The sequence below is a fragment of the Aquirhabdus parva genome, from assembly GCF_003351745.1.
GTDB classification, from domain to species: domain Bacteria; phylum Pseudomonadota; class Gammaproteobacteria; order Pseudomonadales; family Moraxellaceae; genus Aquirhabdus; species Aquirhabdus parva.
The window spans coordinates 2,369,471-2,391,217 of sequence record NZ_CP031222.1 but is presented as its reverse complement, the minus strand read 5'-3'; the positions used below and the strand labels follow the sequence as shown (position 1 = coordinate 2,391,217).

19 protein-coding genes are annotated in these 21,747 nt (G+C 39.4%); 13 read left to right on the top strand and 6 right to left on the bottom strand.

The annotated features are described in order from the left end of the window. Window positions 1–10: 10 nt before the first annotated feature. The 3 genes from HYN46_RS10780 to HYN46_RS10770 form a co-directional block, all read right to left on the bottom strand. Window positions 11–1,810: an Lnb N-terminal periplasmic domain-containing protein gene (locus tag HYN46_RS10780; RefSeq protein ID WP_114899389.1), complete on the bottom strand. Its 1,800-nt coding sequence runs from the start codon at window positions 1,808–1,810 to the stop codon at window positions 11–13. 15 nt (window positions 1,811–1,825) lie between these two features. Then, window positions 1,826–2,314, bottom strand: coding sequence for a DUF3015 family protein (locus tag HYN46_RS10775; protein ID WP_114899388.1), 489 nt, complete (start codon window positions 2,312–2,314; stop codon window positions 1,826–1,828). 256 nt (window positions 2,315–2,570) lie between these two features. Further along, window positions 2,571–3,434: an SDR family NAD(P)-dependent oxidoreductase gene (locus tag HYN46_RS10770; protein WP_114899387.1), complete on the bottom strand. Its 864-nt coding sequence runs from the start codon at window positions 3,432–3,434 to the stop codon at window positions 2,571–2,573. Between the two features lie 285 nt (window positions 3,435–3,719). Between HYN46_RS10770 and HYN46_RS10765 the strand changes: the two genes are divergently transcribed. The 7 genes from HYN46_RS10765 to HYN46_RS10735 all read left to right on the top strand — a co-directional run bounded on the left by HYN46_RS10765 (window position 3,720) and on the right by HYN46_RS10735 (window position 14,145). After that, window positions 3,720–4,910 carry a GGDEF domain-containing protein gene (locus HYN46_RS10765; protein WP_114899386.1) on the top strand — a complete coding sequence of 397 codons (1,191 nt, stop codon included), beginning with the start codon at window positions 3,720–3,722 and terminating at the stop codon, window positions 4,908–4,910. Between the two features lie 264 nt (window positions 4,911–5,174). Beyond that, window positions 5,175–6,812, top strand: a complete 1,638-nt coding sequence (locus HYN46_RS10760) for an OFA family MFS transporter (RefSeq protein WP_228254799.1) — start codon at window positions 5,175–5,177, stop codon at window positions 6,810–6,812. 321 nt (window positions 6,813–7,133) lie between these two features. Continuing rightward, window positions 7,134–8,372, top strand: a complete 1,239-nt coding sequence (locus HYN46_RS10755) for a DUF4297 family anti-phage-associated protein (protein WP_114899385.1) — start codon at window positions 7,134–7,136, stop codon at window positions 8,370–8,372. Then, window positions 8,369–10,138 (top strand): anti-phage-associated helicase HerA, encoded by a 1,770-nt coding sequence (gene herA / locus HYN46_RS10750; protein ID WP_114899384.1) that lies wholly within the window; start codon window positions 8,369–8,371, stop codon window positions 10,136–10,138. Before HYN46_RS10755 ends, herA begins: the two co-directional genes overlap by 4 nt. Before the next feature lie 917 nt (window positions 10,139–11,055). Continuing rightward, on the top strand, window positions 11,056–11,307 hold the full coding sequence (locus HYN46_RS10745; protein WP_228254798.1) for a helix-turn-helix transcriptional regulator: 252 nt from the start codon (window positions 11,056–11,058) through the stop codon (window positions 11,305–11,307). A gap of 10 nt (window positions 11,308–11,317) precedes the next feature. Continuing rightward, window positions 11,318–13,141: a DUF927 domain-containing protein gene (locus tag HYN46_RS10740; protein WP_114899383.1), complete on the top strand. Its 1,824-nt coding sequence runs from the start codon at window positions 11,318–11,320 to the stop codon at window positions 13,139–13,141. A gap of 353 nt (window positions 13,142–13,494) precedes the next feature. Then, window positions 13,495–14,145 carry a YagK/YfjJ domain-containing protein gene (locus HYN46_RS10735; RefSeq protein ID WP_114899382.1) on the top strand — a complete coding sequence of 217 codons (651 nt, stop codon included), beginning with the start codon at window positions 13,495–13,497 and terminating at the stop codon, window positions 14,143–14,145. On the opposite strand, the gene HYN46_RS10730 is transcribed toward HYN46_RS10735, so the two are convergent. Next, window positions 14,142–14,864: a hypothetical protein gene (locus tag HYN46_RS10730; RefSeq protein WP_114899381.1), complete on the bottom strand. Its 723-nt coding sequence runs from the start codon at window positions 14,862–14,864 to the stop codon at window positions 14,142–14,144. The two genes, HYN46_RS10735 and HYN46_RS10730, sit on opposite strands and share 4 nt — an antisense overlap. Window positions 14,865–15,089: 225 nt before the next feature. On the opposite strand from HYN46_RS10730, the gene HYN46_RS10725 reads away from it, so the two are divergent. From HYN46_RS10725 to HYN46_RS10700, 6 genes are all read left to right on the top strand, one after another. After that, window positions 15,090–15,665: a recombinase family protein gene (locus HYN46_RS10725; RefSeq protein ID WP_114899380.1), complete on the top strand. Its 576-nt coding sequence runs from the start codon at window positions 15,090–15,092 to the stop codon at window positions 15,663–15,665. A 543-nt stretch (window positions 15,666–16,208) separates the two neighbouring features. Beyond that, complete coding sequence (locus HYN46_RS10720; protein WP_114899379.1) at window positions 16,209–17,156, top strand: hypothetical protein; 948 nt, start codon at window positions 16,209–16,211, stop codon at window positions 17,154–17,156. 69 nt (window positions 17,157–17,225) lie between these two features. Beyond that, the gene (locus tag HYN46_RS10715) at window positions 17,226–17,534 is read left to right on the top strand and encodes a hypothetical protein (protein WP_114899378.1); all 309 of its coding nucleotides are present in this window, start codon (window positions 17,226–17,228) and stop codon (window positions 17,532–17,534) included. 266 nt (window positions 17,535–17,800) lie between these two features. Next, entirely contained in the window at window positions 17,801–18,442 is a 642-nt protein-coding gene (locus HYN46_RS10710) for a DUF6988 family protein (protein WP_210009133.1), read from the top strand. Window positions 18,443–18,613: 171 nt separating this feature from the next. Next, window positions 18,614–19,939 carry an ATP-binding protein gene (locus HYN46_RS10705; protein ID WP_114899377.1) on the top strand — a complete coding sequence of 442 codons (1,326 nt, stop codon included), beginning with the start codon at window positions 18,614–18,616 and terminating at the stop codon, window positions 19,937–19,939. Beyond that, window positions 19,936–20,577, top strand: coding sequence for a hypothetical protein (locus HYN46_RS10700; RefSeq protein WP_114899376.1), 642 nt, complete (start codon window positions 19,936–19,938; stop codon window positions 20,575–20,577). The genes HYN46_RS10705 and HYN46_RS10700 overlap by 4 nt, the downstream gene beginning before the upstream one ends. Window positions 20,578–20,698: 121 nt before the next feature. Here HYN46_RS10700 and HYN46_RS10695 read toward each other — a convergent pair whose 3' ends face one another. Together HYN46_RS10695 and HYN46_RS10690 are read right to left on the bottom strand one after the other, a co-directional pair. Beyond that, complete coding sequence (locus tag HYN46_RS10695) at window positions 20,699–21,322, bottom strand: hypothetical protein (protein WP_114899375.1); 624 nt, start codon at window positions 21,320–21,322, stop codon at window positions 20,699–20,701. A gap of 12 nt (window positions 21,323–21,334) precedes the next feature. Further along, window positions 21,335–21,649 carry a hypothetical protein gene (locus tag HYN46_RS10690; protein WP_114899374.1) on the bottom strand — a complete coding sequence of 105 codons (315 nt, stop codon included), beginning with the start codon at window positions 21,647–21,649 and terminating at the stop codon, window positions 21,335–21,337. Window positions 21,650–21,747: the final 98 nt, after the last annotated feature.

Here is a 21,747-nt window from a genome sequence, read left to right as displayed (position 1 = left end):
TTTTAGAGTCTTACCAATAATACTGATAGGCCAGATTATTATCGCGATTAGAAAGCTGTAGTTTGAAGTCCATATTCTTTGCTACCCGATATCGCAGCTCAAAGCGCGTCTCATGCGCTAAAGCATGGTCTCGTCGTTGCTGAAAAGTTTGACTAAGCTTCACAGCAAAGGGCTCTTGCTGATAGACCACAGCCGTTTCACTGACGGCATCTAACTTGTCAGGACTGTCATTGAGCTCCGCGCCCAGTAAGCTATATCCGACCCAGTGCGGAGCAAAGTCATAACCGACACCTAGGCTGCCACGGGTATAAGGGCGATGTAACTCTCCCGTATAGATATCAGGCTTGGCACCGACAGCGAGCTCCCATGACAGTTTTTTTTCTCCTGCCAGCTTTTGACTCAGATCTTCAATCTTTAAAATATGAATGAAATCGGCTGTCTGTAGCTTGAGCTCTTGCTGCTGATATCTCCAAGAAAAATCTAATATTTTGAACTCGTCATGCAAATTACTATTTGCACTGAGCATATCTTTATTAAACACGATGAAGTTCAGATATCCCTGATCACCGCCTAGACCCAGTGCGAGTTTACTGGGCTTCTCACCCAGAGCCGGAGAGGCACGAGAGGGTATCATCTCTTGCTCATCCTCACCAATCGGAAGCTGAATGCGCATTCTGACCAATTGTTTTTTCTGCGTGTCATACTCTTTTTTGTTCTTTTCAATTTGTTTTAAATTCAGATAAGCAATTAAAAATTCTAATATTTTTTCTTGATCTGGAATGTCAAACTGTTCGATATGATGAAGTTCACCTGTTTTGATATAGTTATTAATTTCATCTTGATACCGTTTTGGCATTTTAGAGAAAGTAAAATATAACTTATTTTGATCGGAGGGCAGGTACTCCACACTTTTAATAAAATCAGGATGAAGGTGTCGATATTCCTCAATCTGATCAAAGATATACTCCGGTGCATACCAAGGCGTAATGCGGTTGGTGATTTGAATATCCGCAATTAGTTCTAACAGCTCGCCTGAACGATACGCGCAGTTTTGCTTAATAAAATAATAGTCTATCGAGTGAGACTGGATCTCTGCCAAGTGATAAATCAACAGCGCTTTTTGTTCAGCTGTGAGATTTAAAGTGTAGGCCCAGATATCCCGCTGCTCAGTCTTAGCGTAAACCACATCCTGCTTAAAATATTGACTATTTGCAAAACGTGCATGATAAAAGCCGAATAAGCCTTTAACGATATAGTTCATACTGCTTTCGTGATTGGGTATTTGTGCGCCGTAGTTATAGGCACTGTCTAATAGATTTTGCCGCTCATCCTGTCCACCGATGGTGATAAGAACATGTCCAAATGTAGAGACTGGATTTTTTAAATAGCCGCTGACTAATAATAGTCGGATGTCTTGCTCTGGGTTAGGCAGATTTTTACAGCTGTCTAAAGCCGTAGAAGGCATCCCCCTTAATTGATGGCTTAACCAATAATAGCGTGCAGGGTATTGGCAGATGAGTTTTGGGTCATCATGTAGCGCTTCGATTGTTGCTTCTAACTCCTGTTGTGGGGTGATCTGTTTGAGGTGTGCTGCGGCCAAATCACTGAAATAAAAGTTTGGAGATGTGATTTCGGCATGCTGTCTAAACAAAATCAGCTTCTGCCAGATCGGGGCGTCGGCTAAATGCCGATCGCGGGCTTCTTGTTGAAGCTTTTGTATACTCGCTACGGGTTCTGTTGCATGGGCTTGCGGTAAACAGCACAGCAGAATGCTAACGTAAAAAGATATGGCATATGATTTAGTTAGCATTCTGTGTGAAAGACTTTAAGCGATTGAGCAATGAGCTGCTTCCATATTGTCATTCACAATCTGGAATAACTCTTCGCTGTTCTCAGTGGTCTTTCCTTGCTGATAAGCTGGGCTTAGCGTGTAGTGTGCATAGTCATCACGAATATGGCTATTCGCTGCTGGACATGCCATCAAGCCGTTTAGCGCGGTTAAATGTTCGCCGCGACCACTTGCCAGATCTTGTTCAATGGATGGAAAGTTTTCTTTAATGAACACGGCTCTGGCAACGATTTGACCGCCACAAAGGTTTGGGGACAGTGAGTCTGAAAGTGCTGCTGTTGTACCCAAGTCCCAAGTCACGTTCGAAATGACTGCAAGAACAGGGCTGATTTTTCCGAATATCAAGCCGCCAATACCGCATTGGGTATAGATGTGTTGCAGGCTATAGTTGGATTTAGCTTGAGCAGGTGCGGCTACAGATAGCGCAGCAGAGATAACTAGTAAAGCAAAAGCTTTTTTTAACATTGAATTCCCCGGGTTTAAAAATTGAAAAATCAGGCGTGGTAATCATTACTTACGCAAATTTTATGCGCATACTATACTAAAAAAACAAAACCTTATTGAGTTATATGACCAAATGTCATGACGGGCAGATGGGGCGTCATCGTGAAATTTGAATAATTGAAGACCATAAAAAATCCCCATAATTAAAAACATGGGGACTAGCATTTCTTTTGGAAAAAAGAGCACCAATTCAACGGGATCGATCGCCCTGTTTAGATTAGTCTAGGTGTTTAGCGATTGCCCGTTTTTCAAGCGATCGAATGAGCTGATGAACTTTACGATCGCGATCAAGCAAGGCATCGCTGGTTGCATTTAATAAGCCGCGCAGGAGTGACATAGGGATCCATCGCTTCGGTGCAATGATACGCGATGCTCTAGATTCAACCCCTGCGATGACGGCATCAGCGATTACAGAAGGTTGAACCGCACGACCAAAAGGACCGGGCATGGCATGCTTAACAAGTGTGGTCGCTTCTTGATGTCCTCCAAAAGCAACTTTTGCAATCGGCGTCTCCACCCAGCCCGGATACAAGACCCCAGCGGTTGCGCCAGTTCCAGCCAGTTCGGTGCGCAAAGCTCTGCCCAATGATTCAACCGCTGCTTTTGAGGCCGCATAGGGCGCATTCGCCATGCCATTCACGAAAGCATAAATAGAGGCAGTAATAAGGATATGTCCTTGAGCATCAATGATATGCGGTAATGTGGCTTTGATGGTATTCCAAACCCCGAACAGGTCTACATTGACAATTTGCTGAAACTCGTCATCCGTAATAGCGAGCATCGTGGTAGGCGTCTTTGCGCCAATTCCAGCATTAGCAAATGCCACGTCAATTCGACCAAATCGTTTGATGGCTTCTGCCACAACTGCTTTGGTTTCGGCCATGTTGACCACATTTAGCGTTGCGATGAAAACGCGACTGTGATCCATTTCAGCAAAAGTGGTATTCAGCGCTTCCAAAGACAAATCCGTTAATACCAGTTTCGCGCCACATTTATAAAATCCTTCAGCGACGGCTTTACCAATTCCCCCAGACGCCCCTGTAATCAGAATTACCTTGTCTTTGAGGTCAAGCTTTTTCATGCAATATTCCCGAATTGACGTTGTTAATATAACGACGTTATTTAATGGTCTGAGAATTTAAGACTAACATGAGGGAGTTCGTTGCAGCATTGGCGTAAGTGATCAGTAGACAATGCAAAAAATGGAAATCAGATCAGTGCTCGCTATGATATAAAACGATACAAAAGAGTAGAAACATCATTAGAAAAATGAGGCATAGTTCAGCTTCAGACGCAATACAATCAAAACAGTAACATCCAATAAATAATAAGAAACACGCGGCGCCTCGCCGCAAGGATCTAAGGCATGAAATTAAATGACACGGATGTGTTAACGCTTGAACATGAAAAAATCACCAAACTCTTGCATAGCCGAAAATATTTTCTTCGTTTCCCGCACAAACTTGAAAAAGAATACCGCTATCACTACCAAAATGAGGCTGCTCGGGAGTTTCGTACTCGTGGTGTGATCATCTTTTTGCTGTATGTTCTTCTGTCCTTAGGGATTTATCAGCTACTGCCAGCTTCTCAAGTTTGGAATTGGTTTGTGCTCTATAGCTGGGTGGGGAGCTGCGTCTTTGTCGGATGGGTCTTGTCCCTGTTTAAGCGATTCTCGCAGTGGTTTGATGTTTATACCTGTGTATGCTGCTCACTGGCGATCGCCATTACCTTTGTCATTACTGTTGTTCTCGCCTCGGGTGAAAGCAGCATTCTCTATCATGCTGCGATGATGTACGCGGTCGTGATCGTCTATGGTTTTGTCGGCATGCGTTTTTATACGGCAACGTTAGCAGGGTGGTCCGGTGGTTTACTGGGGATCTTGGTGACGCACTATATTAAGCACCCAATTGATTGGACGATTCTGCATCGCACTTATACCTTCAGCAGTTTTTTGGGGATGAGTCTGGTGTTTGCTACCGATCATCGTCATCGACAGAATTATTTACAAGGTCTGCTGAATGCGGTGCAAGCCAAACAGTTGGAAGTACTGTCCCATCAAGATGTGCTAACGGGTCTTGCCAATCGGCGCTATCTGGATATGGTCATGCAGCGTGAGTGGGATCGTGCAATGCGACATCAAACGCCACTTGCCATTATGATGGTGGATGTTGATTTTTTTAAGAACTACAACGATCATTTAGGTCATATCGAAGGGGATTATTGCCTTAAGTTAATCGCAGACGGCATCGCAAAAATCGCGACGCGCAGTGATGATTTTGTGGCGCGATATGGCGGCGAGGAGTTCTTTTTATTATTTGCCATGACTGAGGAAGCACAGGCGATACTTCAGGCTAAACGATTATTAGAGGTGATCAATGATCTTGCGATTCCACATCCTGTAAGTACGATATCGAAGTCAGTCACGATCAGTATTGGTCTGGCTTCCACAGTGCCCCAGATGGGCCAACGACCTGTCGATTTCATCAAAAAGGTCGATCAGGCTTTATATAAAGCAAAAAGCCAAGGGCGCAATGGTTTTGTCGTGGCGGAGATTTGAGAGCTAAAAGAGAATAACTATACGCCTTTAAATAGAATTTTAAGCCGAACTATTTGAAGGTTGAAAGATCGCCTGAAAATGGTAATTTATATTCCAAATGGTTAAACTTAATCTGCAGATCATGCTCTGAGTAAGTCATTCGCTTTTTACGCAATTCTGTTTCAACCTCCCTATTCTTTGTTTCATCTGCAGTCTTCAATAAACGTCATTGCTGGATCGGCAATTGAAAACAATAACGGCTTAATCCTGTACAAGGAGTTCATCTTGAATCATTACACGTTACTCTCAAAAGAACGGACCATCGCAAAGCCCGGATTCAACCGCTGGCTGGTTCCGCCAGCGGCGCTGGCGATTCACTTGTGCATTGGTATGGCATATGGTTTCTCAGTCTTTTGGCTACCTTTGTCCAAGGCCATTGGCATTGATAAAGCAGTAGCATGCCCCACGGGCAGTGGCTTAATGACACAGTTGTTTACCCAATCGTGCGATTGGAGTGTCTCCACACTCAGTATCATGTATACCTTATTTTTTGTGTTTCTAGGCTCTTCGGCTTTTCTGTTTGGCGGCTGGCTTGAGCATGCTGGTCCACGTAAAGCTGGACTTGTGGCGGCGGTTTGTTGGTGTGGTGGATTATTGCTGACTGCATTGGGCGTCTATGAGCATCAACTTTGGCTCATGTGGTTGGGTGGGGGAGTGATTGGTGGGATTGGATTGGGGCTTGGTTATATCTCCCCCGTCTCTACACTGATCAAGTGGTTCCCTGATAAGCGGGGTATGGCGACGGGCATGGCGATCATGGGGTTTGGCGGCGGGGCGATGATCGGTGCGCCACTCGCAGATTTTCTCATGCGTCATTTTGCAACGCCAACTTCTGTAGGAGTCTGGCAAACGTTCTTAGTGCTGGCTGGTATCTACTTTATCTTCATGGTTGGCGGTGCCTTTGGCTATCGTGTTCCTGCAACCGGCTGGAAACCCAGTGGCTGGAGTGAGTATAGTAGCAAAAAACAGAGCCTGACCACGACCAAACACGTACATCTCAACGTGGCATGGAAAACCAAACAGTTTTGGCTGATTTGGGGGGTACTCTGTTTAAATGTGTCCGCTGGCATTGGCATTCTGGCCATGGCATCGCCACTTCTACAGGAGGTCTTTGGCGGGCATTTGATCGGCTTGAACCTATCGATCAATGAGTTAAATGCTGATCAGAAAAAACAAATTGCCACGTACGCTGCTGGATTCACAGGGCTCTTATCCTTGTTCAATATTGGCGGACGTTTCTTCTGGGCCTCATTCTCTGATGTGATTGGTCGCAAAGTCACCTACTTTATTTTCCTTTCCCTCGGCGTACTGCTGTACGTCGCTATTCCAAGCATCACCCATGCCGGTAATTTGGCGCTTTTTGTGCTGTGCTTCTGCATTATCTTGTCGATGTATGGCGGTGGTTTTGCCACGGTTCCCGCTTATCTTGCCGATATCTTCGGCTCGCAAATGGTCGGTGCCATCCATGGTCGCCTGCTAACAGCATGGTCGGTGGCTGGTGTGTTGGGCACTCTATTGATTACCAATATTCGCGATTACCAACTCGCGCATGGAGTCGCCAAGGCAGATTCTTATGACATCACCATGTATATTTTGGCGGGTTTGTTGGCTGTGGGCTTTATCCTGAATTTAATGGTTCGACCTGTGAGTGAAGATAAGTATATGTCGGATGAAGAGTTGGCACGTGAGCGACAAACTGCCCATGACCGTGTTCAAGAGCCTTCTTCTACTGCCGTGACTATTGATGGCTCAGCTACGACGACACCCGCGATTGTTGTTTTACTGGCATGGCTGGCTGTGGGTATTCCGCTGGCGGTTGGCATATGGATCACGATTCAGAAGGCGATTGTGCTGATTCATTAATCTAGAGTGATTGGTTTGGACAATAAAAATCCCCAATGTTTGAAGCATTGGGGATGTGTCGCTGCAGAAGATGATAGAGATACCACAGAGAATGAATAATGAGCTTTCATTTTTTCTTTAAAGACTTGCCGAACTTACTTTGATGTAATAGAGTCGGTTGAATTCAAGTTTCCTCCTAAAGATATAGGAGGGAATAATGAGAATAAAAAAAGAAGTTTTGGTCAATTTTACTGAGCTCTGAAACAGAGCGATATTTGTTATAAGTTCTAAATAATATTTCTATGATATTTCTATAATTTACCCAGACATTAGATCAAGAACATGGCCAACCGTTCAGCACATGCAACCATCAAAGGTTATTTTTACCAGTTTGATAAAACGATACTAGAAATTCTTGAGGCAACATCACTGGTCGCGAAAGTTGTCATAGAAGGTATAGAGGATATCGATATAAATGATGGGCATGCTGTCTCACTAATCCAATGCAAATACTACGAAGGCACGGAGTACGTCCATTCAGTAATTAAAGACGCAGTAATCCACATGCTTCGCCACTTTAAAGCAGCAAATTGTCCTGCTAGCCAGACCTTTAGATATTGCATCTACGGGCATTATAAGGAAGGTCAAGATAAGCTCCCTACTAGCCTTGATTTGATTTTCCTCAAAAAACATTTTTTAAGCTATACGGAAAAAAGTGTTCGGCATGAAGTTCATAACGAACTTGGTGTCAGCGATGCTGAACTTATCCTTTTTTTAAATTTATTAAAGATCGATCTACTGGCGCCAGAATACAACGAGCAACAGAGGCTAGTGCATGCCTCACTTAAACGTTGCTTACCGCATAGTGAGGTTGCTGATACGGAGGCTTTCTATTATCCCAGAGCTATAAATGCCATTCAGACACTAGCGATTCAAGCCGATGTGAGCAAGCGAACAATAACGAAGGGGGATTTCATATCTCTTGTCGATCAGAAGGAAATCGTTTTTAGCAGATGGCTGTTAGAAAGGTTTGGAAAGGAACACTATGCAAAAAGCATAAAAAGGAAATATTTCACTTTCCATGGTATCAATATTCCAAAAATTTCCCGCGTTTTTATTATTGATATCAGTATGGATTTCAAACTTTCAGAGGCCATGACACTTTTACGTGAAATAGGGGAGCGTTTCTCCCATAAGGAGCGCTCGCGTACTCCAGATGAGGATCGGTTTTGTCCCTATGTACTTTTGCATGGGATCGAAGCCATAGACATGGCAAAATTAAAAAATGAAATGTACAGACAAGGCGTACTTTTTCAAGATGGATACCCGTTTCTCGGTGCTGACTTTTACCAAGATCAATTGGCTATTCTTCCGTCAAAAAGATTCCTAATAAAAATAAAATTTATACCGTCAGTGGATCATCTAGTGACATGCTTCAATGGCATACACGGTTCTAGTATAGAGTTCTTCGATTTTTTTAAAACGGTGCCGATTAAAAGTAAATTCAGACCTGCAGGGGCAGCTTACAACGAGATTCAGATCCCCTATACCTATTTTATTAATGAGATATTCCGATCATGAGCAAAGTTCCAGAGATAACAGCCGAAGTAATTGCGGTGTTTCCAGACAGGGTAAAAATATCTGTTGATGACATAGCAGCTTTTTCCGATGGCAAAAGTATCAAAGTTGGATCCTATCTTCGAATTACAGACACTGAGGATTGTGCTCTTATCGCAATCATCGAAAACTTCTGTATCGAGGTCACAAGTAATTTTGAGCGTAGGCACATCATCGAGGCCCTACCGCTCGGCATTATTAAGGAGGGGAGGTTCATTAGGGGCGGTGACACACTTACCATTCCACCGACTGGAGTGGCCCCAGCAACGGAGGATGACATCAGAATGATTTTTGCTGATTCCGTTGCTCCAGAAAAGAAATTTGAGTTTTGCTCATTGGTTTCTAATTCTAGTATCCCCGTGCCAGTAGACGGAAATCGTTTTTTCAATAAGCATATTGCTGTTGTCGGTTCAACAGGTTCTGGAAAATCCCACACTATCACTAAGATCATTCAAAATGCGGTGGCGGCGAAGGCTGGTAATTTTTCTCTGAATAACTCCCATGTTGTTATATTTGATATTCACTCCGAATACAAAACAGCATTTCCAAACGCTAATTTTCTTGACGTAGCAAGTCTTCATCTTCCTTATTGGCTGCTGAACAGTGAGGAGCTTGAAGAGGTTCTATTGGATACAGGGGAACGAGACAATTACAACCAATCATCTGTGTTTCGTAATTTAATTACTGAAAATAAAAGAATGCACAATCCTGGAATGACATCAGTCTTCTACGACAGCCCCTTAAAATTTAATATTCATCAAGTATTAAATGCATTATACAATATCAAGAATGAGACAATAAACGCAAAAAATGAGATGCGTTATATGATTGTAGACCCGTCCTACAGCTTATTAGCAGATGGTAAAACGGATACTTCCCACGGTCTGCAATTAACAACAGAAGAGCGCCTTAATAAATATTTCGAGAGTCGTTTAGAATTCCATCCCACTAAATCACAAAATATCACGAATGGCAGTTATGCTGATAAAACACTAGATAAATTCTTCACCCGTTTCGAGTCAAAGGTTGCGCAACAAAGACTGGATTTTCTGTTTGGGTCCGCGGCTGATGCTGCGACCTTAGAAAGCACATTGATGACCTTAATGGGCTATGGAGAGACAAACTCAAATGTTACCATTATTGATTTGAGTGGCGTACCCTTTGAGGTCCTGAGTATCACCGTATCCCTCATTTCGAGAATAGTCTTTGAATATGGCTATCATTATAAGGTATTGCGAAGCGCTGCTGGAGAAACTGTAAATACCGACGCTCCGATCTTACTTGTCTATGAAGAGGCGCATAAGTATGTACCTAACAGTGATTTAGCCAGATTTAGAGCATCCAAGCTTTCAATCGAGCGAATTGCGAAAGAAGGTCGTAAATACGGAGTCACACTTTTGCTTTCAAGCCAGAGACCTTCTGAAATATCCGAGACAATATTCTCACAATGCAGTAACTTTTTAGCTATGCGTTTGACTAATTCGAATGACCAACGTTACGTGTCAAGACTATTGCCAGACACGCTTGGAAATTTGTGTGAGAAGTTACCGACCTTAGGAGCGGGAGAGGCTTTGCTTATTGGAGAGGCCGTTGTAATGCCATCGTTGGTTCAAATAGCTACATGTTTTCCAGTGCCATCGTCCAACGACATCCCTTACTTTGAGCTATGGAAAGAAGAATGGAAAAATGTACATTTCGAGGCGATTAAAAAGGCATGGCTTAAAATATAGCTTGCATGCCGTTTGTATCACTCGGATAAAAGCAAGTTGGCTTTGTCGTAATATACATAGGATGGGGGCGCAAACCTAAGAGAATTAATTTACGTTTAGGAGTATTTAAAGTTTTATCTTTTTGTGCGGATAGGTCTTCTTTTCTAGCTGTACTCATTATTATGGATTGAACAACAAAAAGCCCCAATGTTTTATGAATTGGGGCTTTTTGTTTAACAACAGAAGATGGTGCCCAGAGCGGGACTGTTTATTTTAACTTAAGGTGATGTTATATATATTAAAATAAAATTTAAAAACTGAAAAGTACCGCATTAAATACCGTATAGAAATAAATAGATCGTTTGATTGATTTTCGTACAAATCGAGTTGAGTATTTTTAGTATCACCCTATTGTAGCGTTTGAGCTAATATTTTGTATGTAGCAAAAAAAAGAGCCTCAAAATTCTAAAGAAGGAATTGAACCTGCACATATAGGCGAGGTCAAGGCTACTGTTCTCCATTTTGTAACTTTAGATAGTACACGATGCCCGTTTTATCTTTTTTAGATAAAGTTTCGTAGAGACAATGTATTAAGTTTTTGAAAAACAACTAAATATTCTTTTGTTGTTGTAGACAGGCATTAGTCATGGTAAGAAAATGATTCAAATTTTTATAAAAATATGATATAATGCTAGACTTAGTTGAATATTTACTGTATGGGGGCGTAAATCAAGATCAAGTCACATTATTGTGATGCATGAATTTGGATACACTTTCTGTATTTTGATACTTAACTAAAACTACCGCAAATATAACCAATTCCCTTCAATAGACCACCTATTGATAGGCATTGGCTTTTTTTTGCGTTTTATATCCCTATTTTCACTATGCGGGTGATTGTAGGGACTCAACCAAAATTACTCTAAGGAGAACAATTTATGCATAATCGTATGAATCATACACAAAACGGAGAGGTAAAGCAACTAGCAAAAGGGGGAATGAGTCGATTAAGAGACATTTTGCCATTATTGCCATTTGGAAAAACCAAGCTTTACGATTTGGTCGCAAAAGGGAAGTTTCCAGCCCCTTATTCGTTAGGTGCGAATATGGTTGCATGGAAAAACGATGAAGTTTACCAATGGATTGATCAACAAGTCGTTGGGCAAGTTTCAATGAGTGGAGGGCGGTAATTTGACAGACATGACGATTTCAACGACAGCAACAGATATTTCTAATCAAATTACTCTTTCTGAGCTAATGAAGCTAGAGCGATTTTGTCCTTTTACAATTAATGGGATAGCGTATGAGTTACATCTTGATGGGGAAAATCAAGGAGTCTATGCAACTTATGGCAAACAAACTGTGTGGCTATCTTCTCCTGTCCAAATCATTGCAACAACATGTAGTAAAGATGGAAACAATTGGGGGCGTATTCTGCAATGGCATGACACCCAAGGGTCAATTCATCGTTGGGTAATGCCCACTGAGCTATTGGCAGGCACGACCGCAGCAATTAGTCGTGAGCTATTGAGTAAAGGCTTACATATTAGTCAAAGACCCTCCGATCTTAATAAATTTGTCAACTACTTGCAAGGCTACCCTACAGATCAGCATATTTTGTGCGTTGATCGTATTGGGTGGTGTGACGGCGCATTTGTACTGCCTGATTGTGTGATTGGTGGGGAGGAGGAAATTATTTTCCAGAGTTCCCTAGGAGTAGTTTGTGCTTTTGCTGAATCTGGAACTTTAGATAAGTGGATAGAGCATGTATCTAAGCCATCTCAAGGCAATAGTCGTTTGATCTTTTCTTTATCGGTGTCATTTGCTGGATCGTTATTGAATTTAGTGAGTGAGAGTAATGGTGGATTTCATTTACGCGGGTCTAGTTCTATCGGCAAAAGTGTCGCTCTTGATCTTGCATCCAGTGTCTGGGGCAATCCAGAGAAATACCGCCGCCAGTGGCGAGCAACAGATAATGGATTAGAAGGATTGGCTGTTACTCATAATGATGGCTTACTTATCCTTGATGAGATTAAACAATGTGATCAGCGTTCAATTGGGGACGCGGTTTATATGTTGATGAATGGTCAAGGAAAGACCAGAGCAACCAAACAGGGTTCAGCAAAAGCTGTTAGCGCATGGCGTTTACTAGTGTTATCAAATGGCGAAGAGTCTTTAGCATCGATAATGAGCCAAGGACGGCAAGCTATTAAAGCAGGACAGGAAATTCGTTTAGCTGATATTCCCGCTGATGCTGGAGCTGGTTTAGGTATTTTTGAACAACTACACGGTACGGAAAGTCCGAGTACTTTTGCTGATAACTTGAAAGTCGCCGCTGCAAGTTACTACGGGCTTGCTGGGAAAGCATGGCTTAAATATCTCACTTCAGATCTAAATGGGGCTACACGGCGTGCTCATGAGCTTATAAGGCGGTTTATGGAAGAACATGTCCCTAGTGGATCAAATGGGCAAGTTATGCGTGTTGCTCGTCGTTTTGCCGTGGTTGCTGCGGGTGGCGAAATGGCAGGGGAAGCGAATATAACAGGCTGGCAATTTGGTGAAGCAATGCAGGCAACTGCACGTTGTTTTCAGGATTGGTTAGATGGCTTTGGTCGTGACAATAGCTTTGAAGAAACAGAGATATTGCGACAAGTCCTGTCTTTTATTCAAGTTCATGGTTCTAGTCGTTTTCAGAGTATGACAAGCGACTCTACTAAGTCTACTTATAACCGAGTAGGCTTCTATAGCACAGAGCTTAAAGAGGGTATTCAGTCAACTTTCCCAGTTCCACATTCTGATCAAGATTATGAAACAACTTATAGTATCTTTCCGAATTCATTTAGAAATGAAGTTTGTAAAGGATTAGATCCTAAACTTGTTGAAAGGGTGTTGATCAAGCGTGGTTGGTTAAAGCCTGAGAATGAGAGAGTTGCAACCAGAAAGATAAGGATTCCTGATCATAATAATCCAACCAGAATGTATGTGCTGACTCCTAAAGCTTGGGATGAAGAAGGGGAGGGTTAATCTTTAATTGTTTCATCAATGGGATGACATTTTTATGTTGTCCCAATGTCCCAAACATAAAATCAGTAAGCAGTTACTTTTCAAATCTCTATCTGATTTATGGAATTTTTACGCCTGAATATTATCGGTATTAGGGCGTAAGTTTGCCAAAAAGTTGCGAGTTTAAATTTTATATAAGTATATAAAACATATATTTATGTCTGAATTTGCGATAGAGAAAATCGGTAGTATGCAGAGCATTTATAGATGCGTTTTTACATACTAATTTCTTCGTGCCAAATCTTAACTTAACACATTTCGCATGCTTTAAAACTCAATTTTGTCCCAAAAATTTAATCAATTCATAAGGAGAAATGATGACTTCGCCGTACCTGATCGGTAACAATCCAATGTATTTAGGTTTTAAATTAAACAAAGGCAATGCCAAGGAGAATTATAAATACGATACCAATCAACTTGATAATATTATAGGACTGCTCACTCAAGCGAGAGACACAATTTCCCGCCCTTGCGTTTATGAAGCAACTTTAATACTCGAACCTCCCTTTGTCATGGATGAAATTATTCAGCCATCAAACTTTGATGTTAAGTCGTTAAAAACCGTTTTGATAGCCGACTCTTATTCATACCATTGGACAATAGAGCATTCAAAGAAAGATACCTACCACATCCACATCATGATTATCTTTAGTCGAGACGAGTTCAATCCATTCACGCATTGGCGAGTGTTACAGAGGCGACTGAGTCAACTTGATGGGGTGGTCAGTGCAGCTATTAAGCCTCGTCATAATAATCTAGGAAAATTTCATGATTTAACAGATGATGCTGAGTATGTTGATGCTATTAAACGTTTCACGTACCAAGCCAAGATGAATCAGAAAGTCAATTTAAGCTTTAAAGAGCGGAGTTTCGGGTGTAGTAAACTGGATCAGAGATATAAGATTTCTCGAAGAGATGTACGAATCATCCATGAATTTGTAGAACTCAATACATTGAAGTTTTAGGGTAGTTTGATCGGGCTGAGTGCTTTAATTATCGCTCTAATTTCTGGTGTAATTTGATTGGCATTTGCTGTATAGCTTTTGCCATCAGATTTGACTATCACCACCATGTCACTTCTAATAATCCCTAGGTTTTTTTTATCCATTGATGCTATAGCTATTCCTCCCGCAGAAAAGCAAAATCCTACTGATATGATAAATGCTAGAATCAAAGGAACTCTTCCGTGAATGTTGGATTTATAAAATCCAGCAATGAAGAAACCAATACAATAAAAAATCATTGTAAGAAATACCGTACCAACTCGAGTACTCCACCCAAAATGGAGAGCCAATAAGACGTATACCCAATAAATAAAGCATATTGTGGAGGCGGTTTTAGCTTGTAAAATAGATGCATTTATATCTAATTGTTCTAACTGCTCGACTGCATTTTTCCACTCATCTCTTTGAATATTCTTTGAAAAGAATTTACTGATATTGGTAACTACCACCATGCCTATTAATAAAGTTAAAATATAAGACAGTGGTGTGTAAAGGTAGTAAAAAGGAGTAAATAGACCTGTGAATACGTTTGATACATCTATCCCTAAAACATAAAAATATGAAAACTCATATGCCATTCCCCAAAAGAGCACTGGTAAAAGAAAAATTGTTATTAAAATTATATAGGTAGTTTTGCCATAAGCTTTTGCTTTAGGTGCTTCCTTTTCATCTTTAGACATACTATGAGATCTCTAAAATATAATTAATTTATAAGAATATACCTTTAAATCTTAAAATAATCATTAGGTAAGTCTATCTAAATCTCCCTCTTATGCGTTGATTTGATGATGTACTAAAACGAACGTTTACGGACATTTTGTTTTTGGGTGTCCAAAATATAGCTTTACATAATTACGTACACTACTTATAATAAGTACATCCTTTTAGTACAGTGTAGAATAACAATGTCACGCATTTTTGCATATGTTCGAGTATCAACTGCTGATCAGACCACTGACAATCAAATCTTAGAGATAAAACAAGCAGGATTTACTATTGCTTCCACTCGCATCATTTCAGAGAGTATCAGTGGTTCAGTCGCTGCAAGTGAACGTCCACAATTCAGAAAACTGGTAGATCGATTAGAGCATGATGATGTTTTAGTCGTGACTAAGCTTGATCGACTTGGACGTAATGCAATGGACGTACGAGCCACTGTTGAACAACTAGAGCGCTCAGGTGTAAAGGTCGTTTGTCTTGCACTTGGTGGGGTTGATCTAACAAGCGCTAGTGGCAAAATGACAATGTCAGTTATTGTGGCTGTGGCTGAGTTCGAACGTGATTTATTGATTGAGCGTACTCAAGCTGGGCTACAACGCGCTAAATCAGAAGGAAAGACATTAGGGCGACCTAGTGCCCTTACCTGTGAACAAAAGCAGCAAGTAAAGGCTAAACTAGCGAATGGAGAGAATGTTTCCAGTGTGGCTAGGGAATTTAAGACCACACGTCAAACCATCATGCGTGTTCGAGATGCGGCTTAGGATATTTTGGAATAATCGTAGATGGGTTGTTCTGTCTATTGTGATGGGTTTAGCCAGTAGACGAGATACTTGCACGATTTAGGCTTTCTTCACATTGAAACTACCAGTTTAAGTCAGATTAAGACTTGATATGGCTCTAATTTTTATAAAAATTTGTACATATTAATTTTGGAAAAATCAGCATTTATATTTAATAAAAGCCAATATCATGATCAAATAAATTTTGTTGGGACGCCTCTATTTGTTGAAATATATTTTTTCATTTGGTCTATATTATTTTCATATAGAGCTGTGGAGTCTAGATAAAAATTAAATATACATCAAAAATTAATAATCTACACATTATCTCCATGTGTAGTTTTATCAAGTATTTGCGCTTAAAAAATCAAGAAAAATTAAATTATTTTTATCATTTAGTTACTATTTAATAAAATTAATAAATATATATTTAAATTTCATAACAATTAAATATATTTTTAAATAATACTTGCTTCGATGGTTTTTAATACATCAATTCATTAGTCACTATAGGTGGAAAACTAAATGCTAAAACTTAAATATGTTGCTGCAATTATTCCCGCGCTAATTTTTTCATCTACGTATGGGCATGCTGAATCAATTACTCAAATTCCCAAAAACTCTGCATTTAGTGCGAATATTCTTCCGTATAAGTTTCAGTCATATGATCAACTGCATACAACCATCCATAATAATTTTACGGCAGTGATTGATGAAAATATTGGAAACGCAACTCCAGCACATTTGCGAAAGTTATTTGATAACTTATCTGATCGTGAGCTAAAGGATTTAGCAACAGCATATACCAATGCATTGAATGGTAAGCATGCAAATACACTTGATTCGTTTGCAAAAAAATTAGATGGAAAACGTCTATTGCGTCTTGAAAAAGCCTTTGGCTATTTGCCTGTTTCAGTTGCAGTATCGGCACAAGCCAGCCCTGAAGTCCGCTCTTATTTTGAGGTCAATGCAAAAAGGTTGAGCGTTCCTCAAACTGGTGGTGTGCATACATTAGCAAGCCCGACAATTGATATGACAATTCCAGAAATCTATCTTGAATACCGTACTGCTCCTGTAGGTAGTCTTTCTGTAGGCGGAGCCTTAGTTGAAACTGCAACATTTGTCGGTGTGCGTGTTGCTGGGGCTTATGGAGTTGGCAACTACATAGGAAATCAAGTTCATCAATTGATAGAAACATACGACCCAGATATTGATGACAAAATAGGAGGAACGCTTGATTCTGCGCTTAGGAATTTGAACAATGCAGCAACTAGTCTTCAACAGGGACAATATGAGAAGGCTGTAGATGATGTATTTGGCGGCTGGATTCAAGATAGTGGTGTTCTGGGCGGTGACTATGGCGTGATGGGGGCGATGGAGTCATTTATTCTTATGGGTGGGGCAAATTGCAACCCTGATGATGCCTTACCAAACAGAGTGGGTGTTATCACAAATGCAACACCATGTTTTTGATATCCCTTGGCTCTTTATCTTTGGGTAAAGAGCTAATTTAATCTTAAGTTGTTTTGAGGATTTAATAAAATGAAGTATTTTTCATATAAACTAATTAAATTTACTTACTTAGATGTTTTTTTATTGTCAATACTCTTCATTGGTTTTATAGATGAATCAAGTCATTCTAAAATTGGGTCTGCCATTATCTATTTATCGATTTTAATTGGTTACATTGGAACACTATTTAAAAACTCAGAACTATATGATAAGACAGCAGATGCTATTTTTAATAGCTTTCAGGAGTTGGAGGACCAAGATTCAAAGAAAATTAGACATCTATCTTATATTGCAGCAATTGCACTTTTAATTATTGGTCTCTATTTGAAATATGTGTAAAGGCTTTAGATGTCGATGTCATGTTTGTAATATAGGAAGTCTTGAAATAACTAGCTCTGTAAAGAGATAGCTATCAAAACTATTATAGTAATATCCAATTTTTTTGAAATACATGACTTCCCTTACTAAGTTGTCTTTGTTTGGTTAGTTCCAAAAAAGAGTGAGAAGGGCGCTAATTCAGGATTCTGAATGAGAAAAGAATAGACTATTGCCTATCTCGTTAGGATTGAATTATTATCCTTTTAAAGTCCTTTGAAAAACGATTGATGAGTATTACTACATTAGAATTTGAAAATTTGCTAAATAAATCTGTTCATTTCCAAAATGAGATCATAGATTTGTTGTCGTTGAGCACTTTTGATCAGTCTAAAAGGATTGTAACGAGCAGAGTTATGTGTGAGATTTCGTTAGAACATGCTATTAGCTTTACAGTTCTATTAACATCTGACTGCTTCACTTCTGCAATTTGCTTAATAAGGCTTCAATATGAATCTTTGGTTAGAAGTATATGGTGTCTTTATGCTGCTTTGGATGCATCAATAGAAATCATTTCAAATGAATTGACAATAGAATCGGAAAATAAGGCGAATAAATTGCCGATGCTAGGTGACATGCTCAAGCAAATTGAGGGGAAAGCACCACAGCATCTTTTAGAAAAGTTGCTTGAAATTAAACATTACTCTTGGAAGCCAAGTAGCTCATTTATACATGCGGGGCTTCATGCTAGAAATAGGCACTCCGAAGGATATCCACTCGGTCTATTGGAACAAGTATTAAAAAACTCTAATGGTATGCTGGCAATGGTAGCTCAAATGTTTATTATTTTGACAGGAGTCCCGCAAATGATGGAAAGAATTCATAAGCTTTATAAGGGTTATGCAGATTGTTTTCCTGTTTCCAAAGATTAATGATGTTTGGTGGTAATTGATCTAAGTGAGTATTGTGTGGCATGCAGATAAGACTGTTTTTATGTTTAAATAGTCTAAGTATTATGATTTATATATAAAAATAAATATTTAATTGTGAGCTATCAATAGGGTCAAGCAAAAGTTAAATAAATTTAGGGAGTAAAAGGGGATATGAGGTTTCAGATTGTTAATAAGGATGTAAAAAATAGAGGGGACTTTAAGATTCTTGAGTTATCTAAATATGTTAGTAATGATGATAATATTTTTACACTATTAGTAGGGAAAAATTCATCTGGGAAGAGTCGGTTGCTTGCATCTGTTATTACTGATTTCAAGAAAAGTGCCGATCGTTATCAATATTATCCACCGTCTAAGATAATTGCTATTTCTACTGGAGCTAATGATAAGTTTCCAAGAGTTTCAGATATTAATACAAGCTATTTGTTTTATAGTCCAAGAAATAAAATAGATCGAGCTAAGCGACCTTTATCAACAAGAAATCCTCTATTCAAAACTGATTTCTTGCATTTAGAACGTATTTTTGACTATATTGCTTTGGAGGATTATTTTGTAAGATATAATTTCAAAGCTATATCGGGAATATTGTCTCACTTGGGGTTAACAGAAAATTTTAATGTGTCCTATAATATTAATTCAGTAGTTTTTGATCAATATTTTGATGAAATTTATGGATCTAAAACATCAGAGGAGATAGATAGCTCCTCCTCCTTCTTCTATGAACCAGCGAAATTGAAGGATGTTCCCAGAAATATCAGGGTTGAATTTATTGAATTTTTTTTGACAAGGGATAAGAATTTTTCAGTAAATATTGAATCTCGTCATGGATTTAGTAGCTTTCTTCGCTCAACAAAAGATTTATTTATCTATCTGGTCGAGATTAATGTTTTACGTATTTCTAAAATATCATTTTATGAAAAAAAAACTAAAAGCAGAATCGGTCTAGCAGATTTAAGTTCTGGGCAAATTTCTTTCCTTGGCATATTCTTAACCTTGGCAGTTTTTCTTGAGAATAATGCTTTAGTTTGTATTGATGAGCCTGAAATTAGCTTTCATCCTGAATGGCAATTGGACTTTATGTATGTATTGCAAAAGTACTTCAGTCATTATAAGGGATGTCATTTCATAATTGCGACACATTCCCCTCAAATAGTCTCTGGGTTGCGTAATGATAATGGTTTTATTTTGGACTTGGAGACGGACATTTTGCATAGAGCTGATTCTTATAAATGTTCGGCAGATGTCCAACTTGCAGAGGTTTTTGGTTATCCAGGCTATAATAATGAATATTTAATTCGACTGGCAATGAATTATATTGCTATGATTATAGATGATAAATTCGTTAGTTTTGAAGAAGAAGAAAAAGAAAAAATTCGGATGCTATTTAAACTTGTTGATAATCTTGATGCTAGTGATACGGCGGCGGTTCTAATTAAACAGATGGGTAATTTCATGGCAGTAAAGGAGGTGCCATTGTGATTGCTCATGTGACATTCTCTCATCAAGAAAATCAATATATAAGTGATCATATAAACCAAGGGAAGGGATGGGCATGTACAGATACAGAGTTCGTTGCTTTAAAATCAAAAATCAAAGATCATTATATCAGAGTTCAATCCAATAGGTGCTGCTACTGTTATCATTATTACGCATCTAACCATCATGCTATCTGGGATATAGAACATATTCTATATAAAGAAGGCTATTCAAGATTTTTGCTTGAGCCTAAAAACTTAGCTGCATCTTGTAAGGAATGCAATCAGTTCAAACATCAAACTGATGTGTTGGTACCTGTTAGTCGTTCATTCACAAGACTGCCTCGTTCGTCTGCCAGATATAAGATCGTGCATCCAATTTTTGATGTTTATTTGGATCATATAGATGTTCAGGATTTGGGGGGTGGGAAGTACTTATTATGCCCAAAAACTAAGAAAGGTTCTGAAACATTTACTATATGCAACCTTTTTAGATTCCATTTGATATACGGTGGTTATAGTGGGCTTTTGAATACACAGCGAGATAAGCTTCTAAGAATAGCCGAAGATCTTAAAGATACATTAGGGGAGAACTCTGAGCATCTCAAAACCATAGTGCGTATAGCATTTGCAATTAGGTGATGTGAGTCATGTTTGAAATGAATGTTTAAATTTTAGAAAGGTGAATGGTAAAAATAAAACAGACTAATTTGCATTAAAAATGCTCCTAGTCTAAGGAGCATAACTTAAACAGTGCATTAGTTTAATTATTAGGGTCTTGCCCGATAATAAAATAAGTAGTATATCCTCGACCACTTGTCCATTCCTCATACTTAACTTGGATATTGATACCATGTATCTCGGCACTAATATTGCTATTATCTTGTATCGCTTGAACAATCTTTTTAGGTAAATGATTAACTTTCACAGTGCTCTTCAATACAGCAGTGCTCTTATTTAAGAACACCTTTACAGCTTGGTCAGATTCATCACGATTACGAATCCACATGGCAACCATTATACCTTTCACATCAACTGCACTTCCAACAGCAGCAGACTCAACTGAGTTAGGATTGCTTGCACCTTCGGCTTGATCTCCTATAAAGATAGGATCTCCAATACACCCAAATGATGTATCACTACCACTGGTATCATCCACCCAACCTTGGGGCGTAGGCATGCTCAATGTAGCAAATAGCTTGCACACATCATTTGGTGTAACAAGCTGCGATAACGTTGGTTCTTTTGGTGCAGCCACTGTATTTACAGCAGAAGCATAGCTATTAGATGTATTGTCATTGCTTGTTGTTTGAGTGCTCTCATTACGGTCAGAACATGCGGTCATCGATACCAAGCAAGCGAAGGGGAGTGCTAATCGTAGATTCATTATCAAATCCTTTTAATCAATCGTCACAACCCATTCACCGCCCTTATCCGCTATTTCATAATGATAGTCGGAATGATTGCACCACAAGTTATAGCCCTTACTAAATGCAAATGGCACAACACCACTAATTGAATCGCAGCGATATCCGTATGAGCGAACCATCTCTACCATAGAGGCTAAAAACTTCTTCTGTTTTTTCATACTCTCTGTTACCCCAGCACCTTGCTCAAGTGGAGCAGCGGGTGGGGGAGCTTGATCTGCCACTGCATGCTCACTAACTAGAACTGTTAAAACCACACCAAATATCAAACTAGATAATTTATTCATATGTCCTCCCAAAGACCGTTATTTTTCAAGAAGGATCATATTCTAAAATTTAAATAATGTCACTTAAAACAGGTGTAATTAAATAGGGTGTCCATAAA

Bases quoted from the DNA above. Each gene is read 5' to 3' on its own strand.
- HYN46_RS10780 (WP_114899389.1), bottom strand. From the start codon at position 1,810: ATGCTAACTAAATCATATGCCATATCTTTTTACGTTAGCATTCTGCTG.
- HYN46_RS10775 (WP_114899388.1), bottom strand. From the start codon at position 2,314: ATGTTAAAAAAAGCTTTTGCTTTACTAGTTATCTCTGCTGCGCTATCT.
- HYN46_RS10770 (WP_114899387.1), bottom strand. From the start codon at position 3,434: ATGAAAAAGCTTGACCTCAAAGACAAGGTAATTCTGATTACAGGGGCG.
- HYN46_RS10765 (WP_114899386.1), top strand. From the start codon at position 3,720: ATGAAATTAAATGACACGGATGTGTTAACGCTTGAACATGAAAAAATC.
- HYN46_RS10755 (WP_114899385.1), top strand. From the start codon at position 7,134: ATGGCCAACCGTTCAGCACATGCAACCATCAAAGGTTATTTTTACCAG.
- herA (WP_114899384.1), top strand. From the start codon at position 8,369: ATGAGCAAAGTTCCAGAGATAACAGCCGAAGTAATTGCGGTGTTTCCA.
- HYN46_RS10745 (WP_228254798.1), top strand. From the start codon at position 11,056: ATGCATAATCGTATGAATCATACACAAAACGGAGAGGTAAAGCAACTA.
- HYN46_RS10740 (WP_114899383.1), top strand. From the start codon at position 11,318: ATGACGATTTCAACGACAGCAACAGATATTTCTAATCAAATTACTCTT.
- HYN46_RS10735 (WP_114899382.1), top strand. From the start codon at position 13,495: ATGATGACTTCGCCGTACCTGATCGGTAACAATCCAATGTATTTAGGT.
- HYN46_RS10730 (WP_114899381.1), bottom strand. From the start codon at position 14,864: ATGTCTAAAGATGAAAAGGAAGCACCTAAAGCAAAAGCTTATGGCAAA.
- HYN46_RS10725 (WP_114899380.1), top strand. From the start codon at position 15,090: ATGTCACGCATTTTTGCATATGTTCGAGTATCAACTGCTGATCAGACC.
- HYN46_RS10720 (WP_114899379.1), top strand. From the start codon at position 16,209: ATGCTAAAACTTAAATATGTTGCTGCAATTATTCCCGCGCTAATTTTT.
- HYN46_RS10715 (WP_114899378.1), top strand. From the start codon at position 17,226: ATGAAGTATTTTTCATATAAACTAATTAAATTTACTTACTTAGATGTT.
- HYN46_RS10710 (WP_210009133.1), top strand. From the start codon at position 17,801: ATGAGTATTACTACATTAGAATTTGAAAATTTGCTAAATAAATCTGTT.
- HYN46_RS10705 (WP_114899377.1), top strand. From the start codon at position 18,614: ATGAGGTTTCAGATTGTTAATAAGGATGTAAAAAATAGAGGGGACTTT.
- HYN46_RS10695 (WP_114899375.1), bottom strand. From the start codon at position 21,322: ATGAATCTACGATTAGCACTCCCCTTCGCTTGCTTGGTATCGATGACC.
- HYN46_RS10690 (WP_114899374.1), bottom strand. From the start codon at position 21,649: ATGAATAAATTATCTAGTTTGATATTTGGTGTGGTTTTAACAGTTCTA.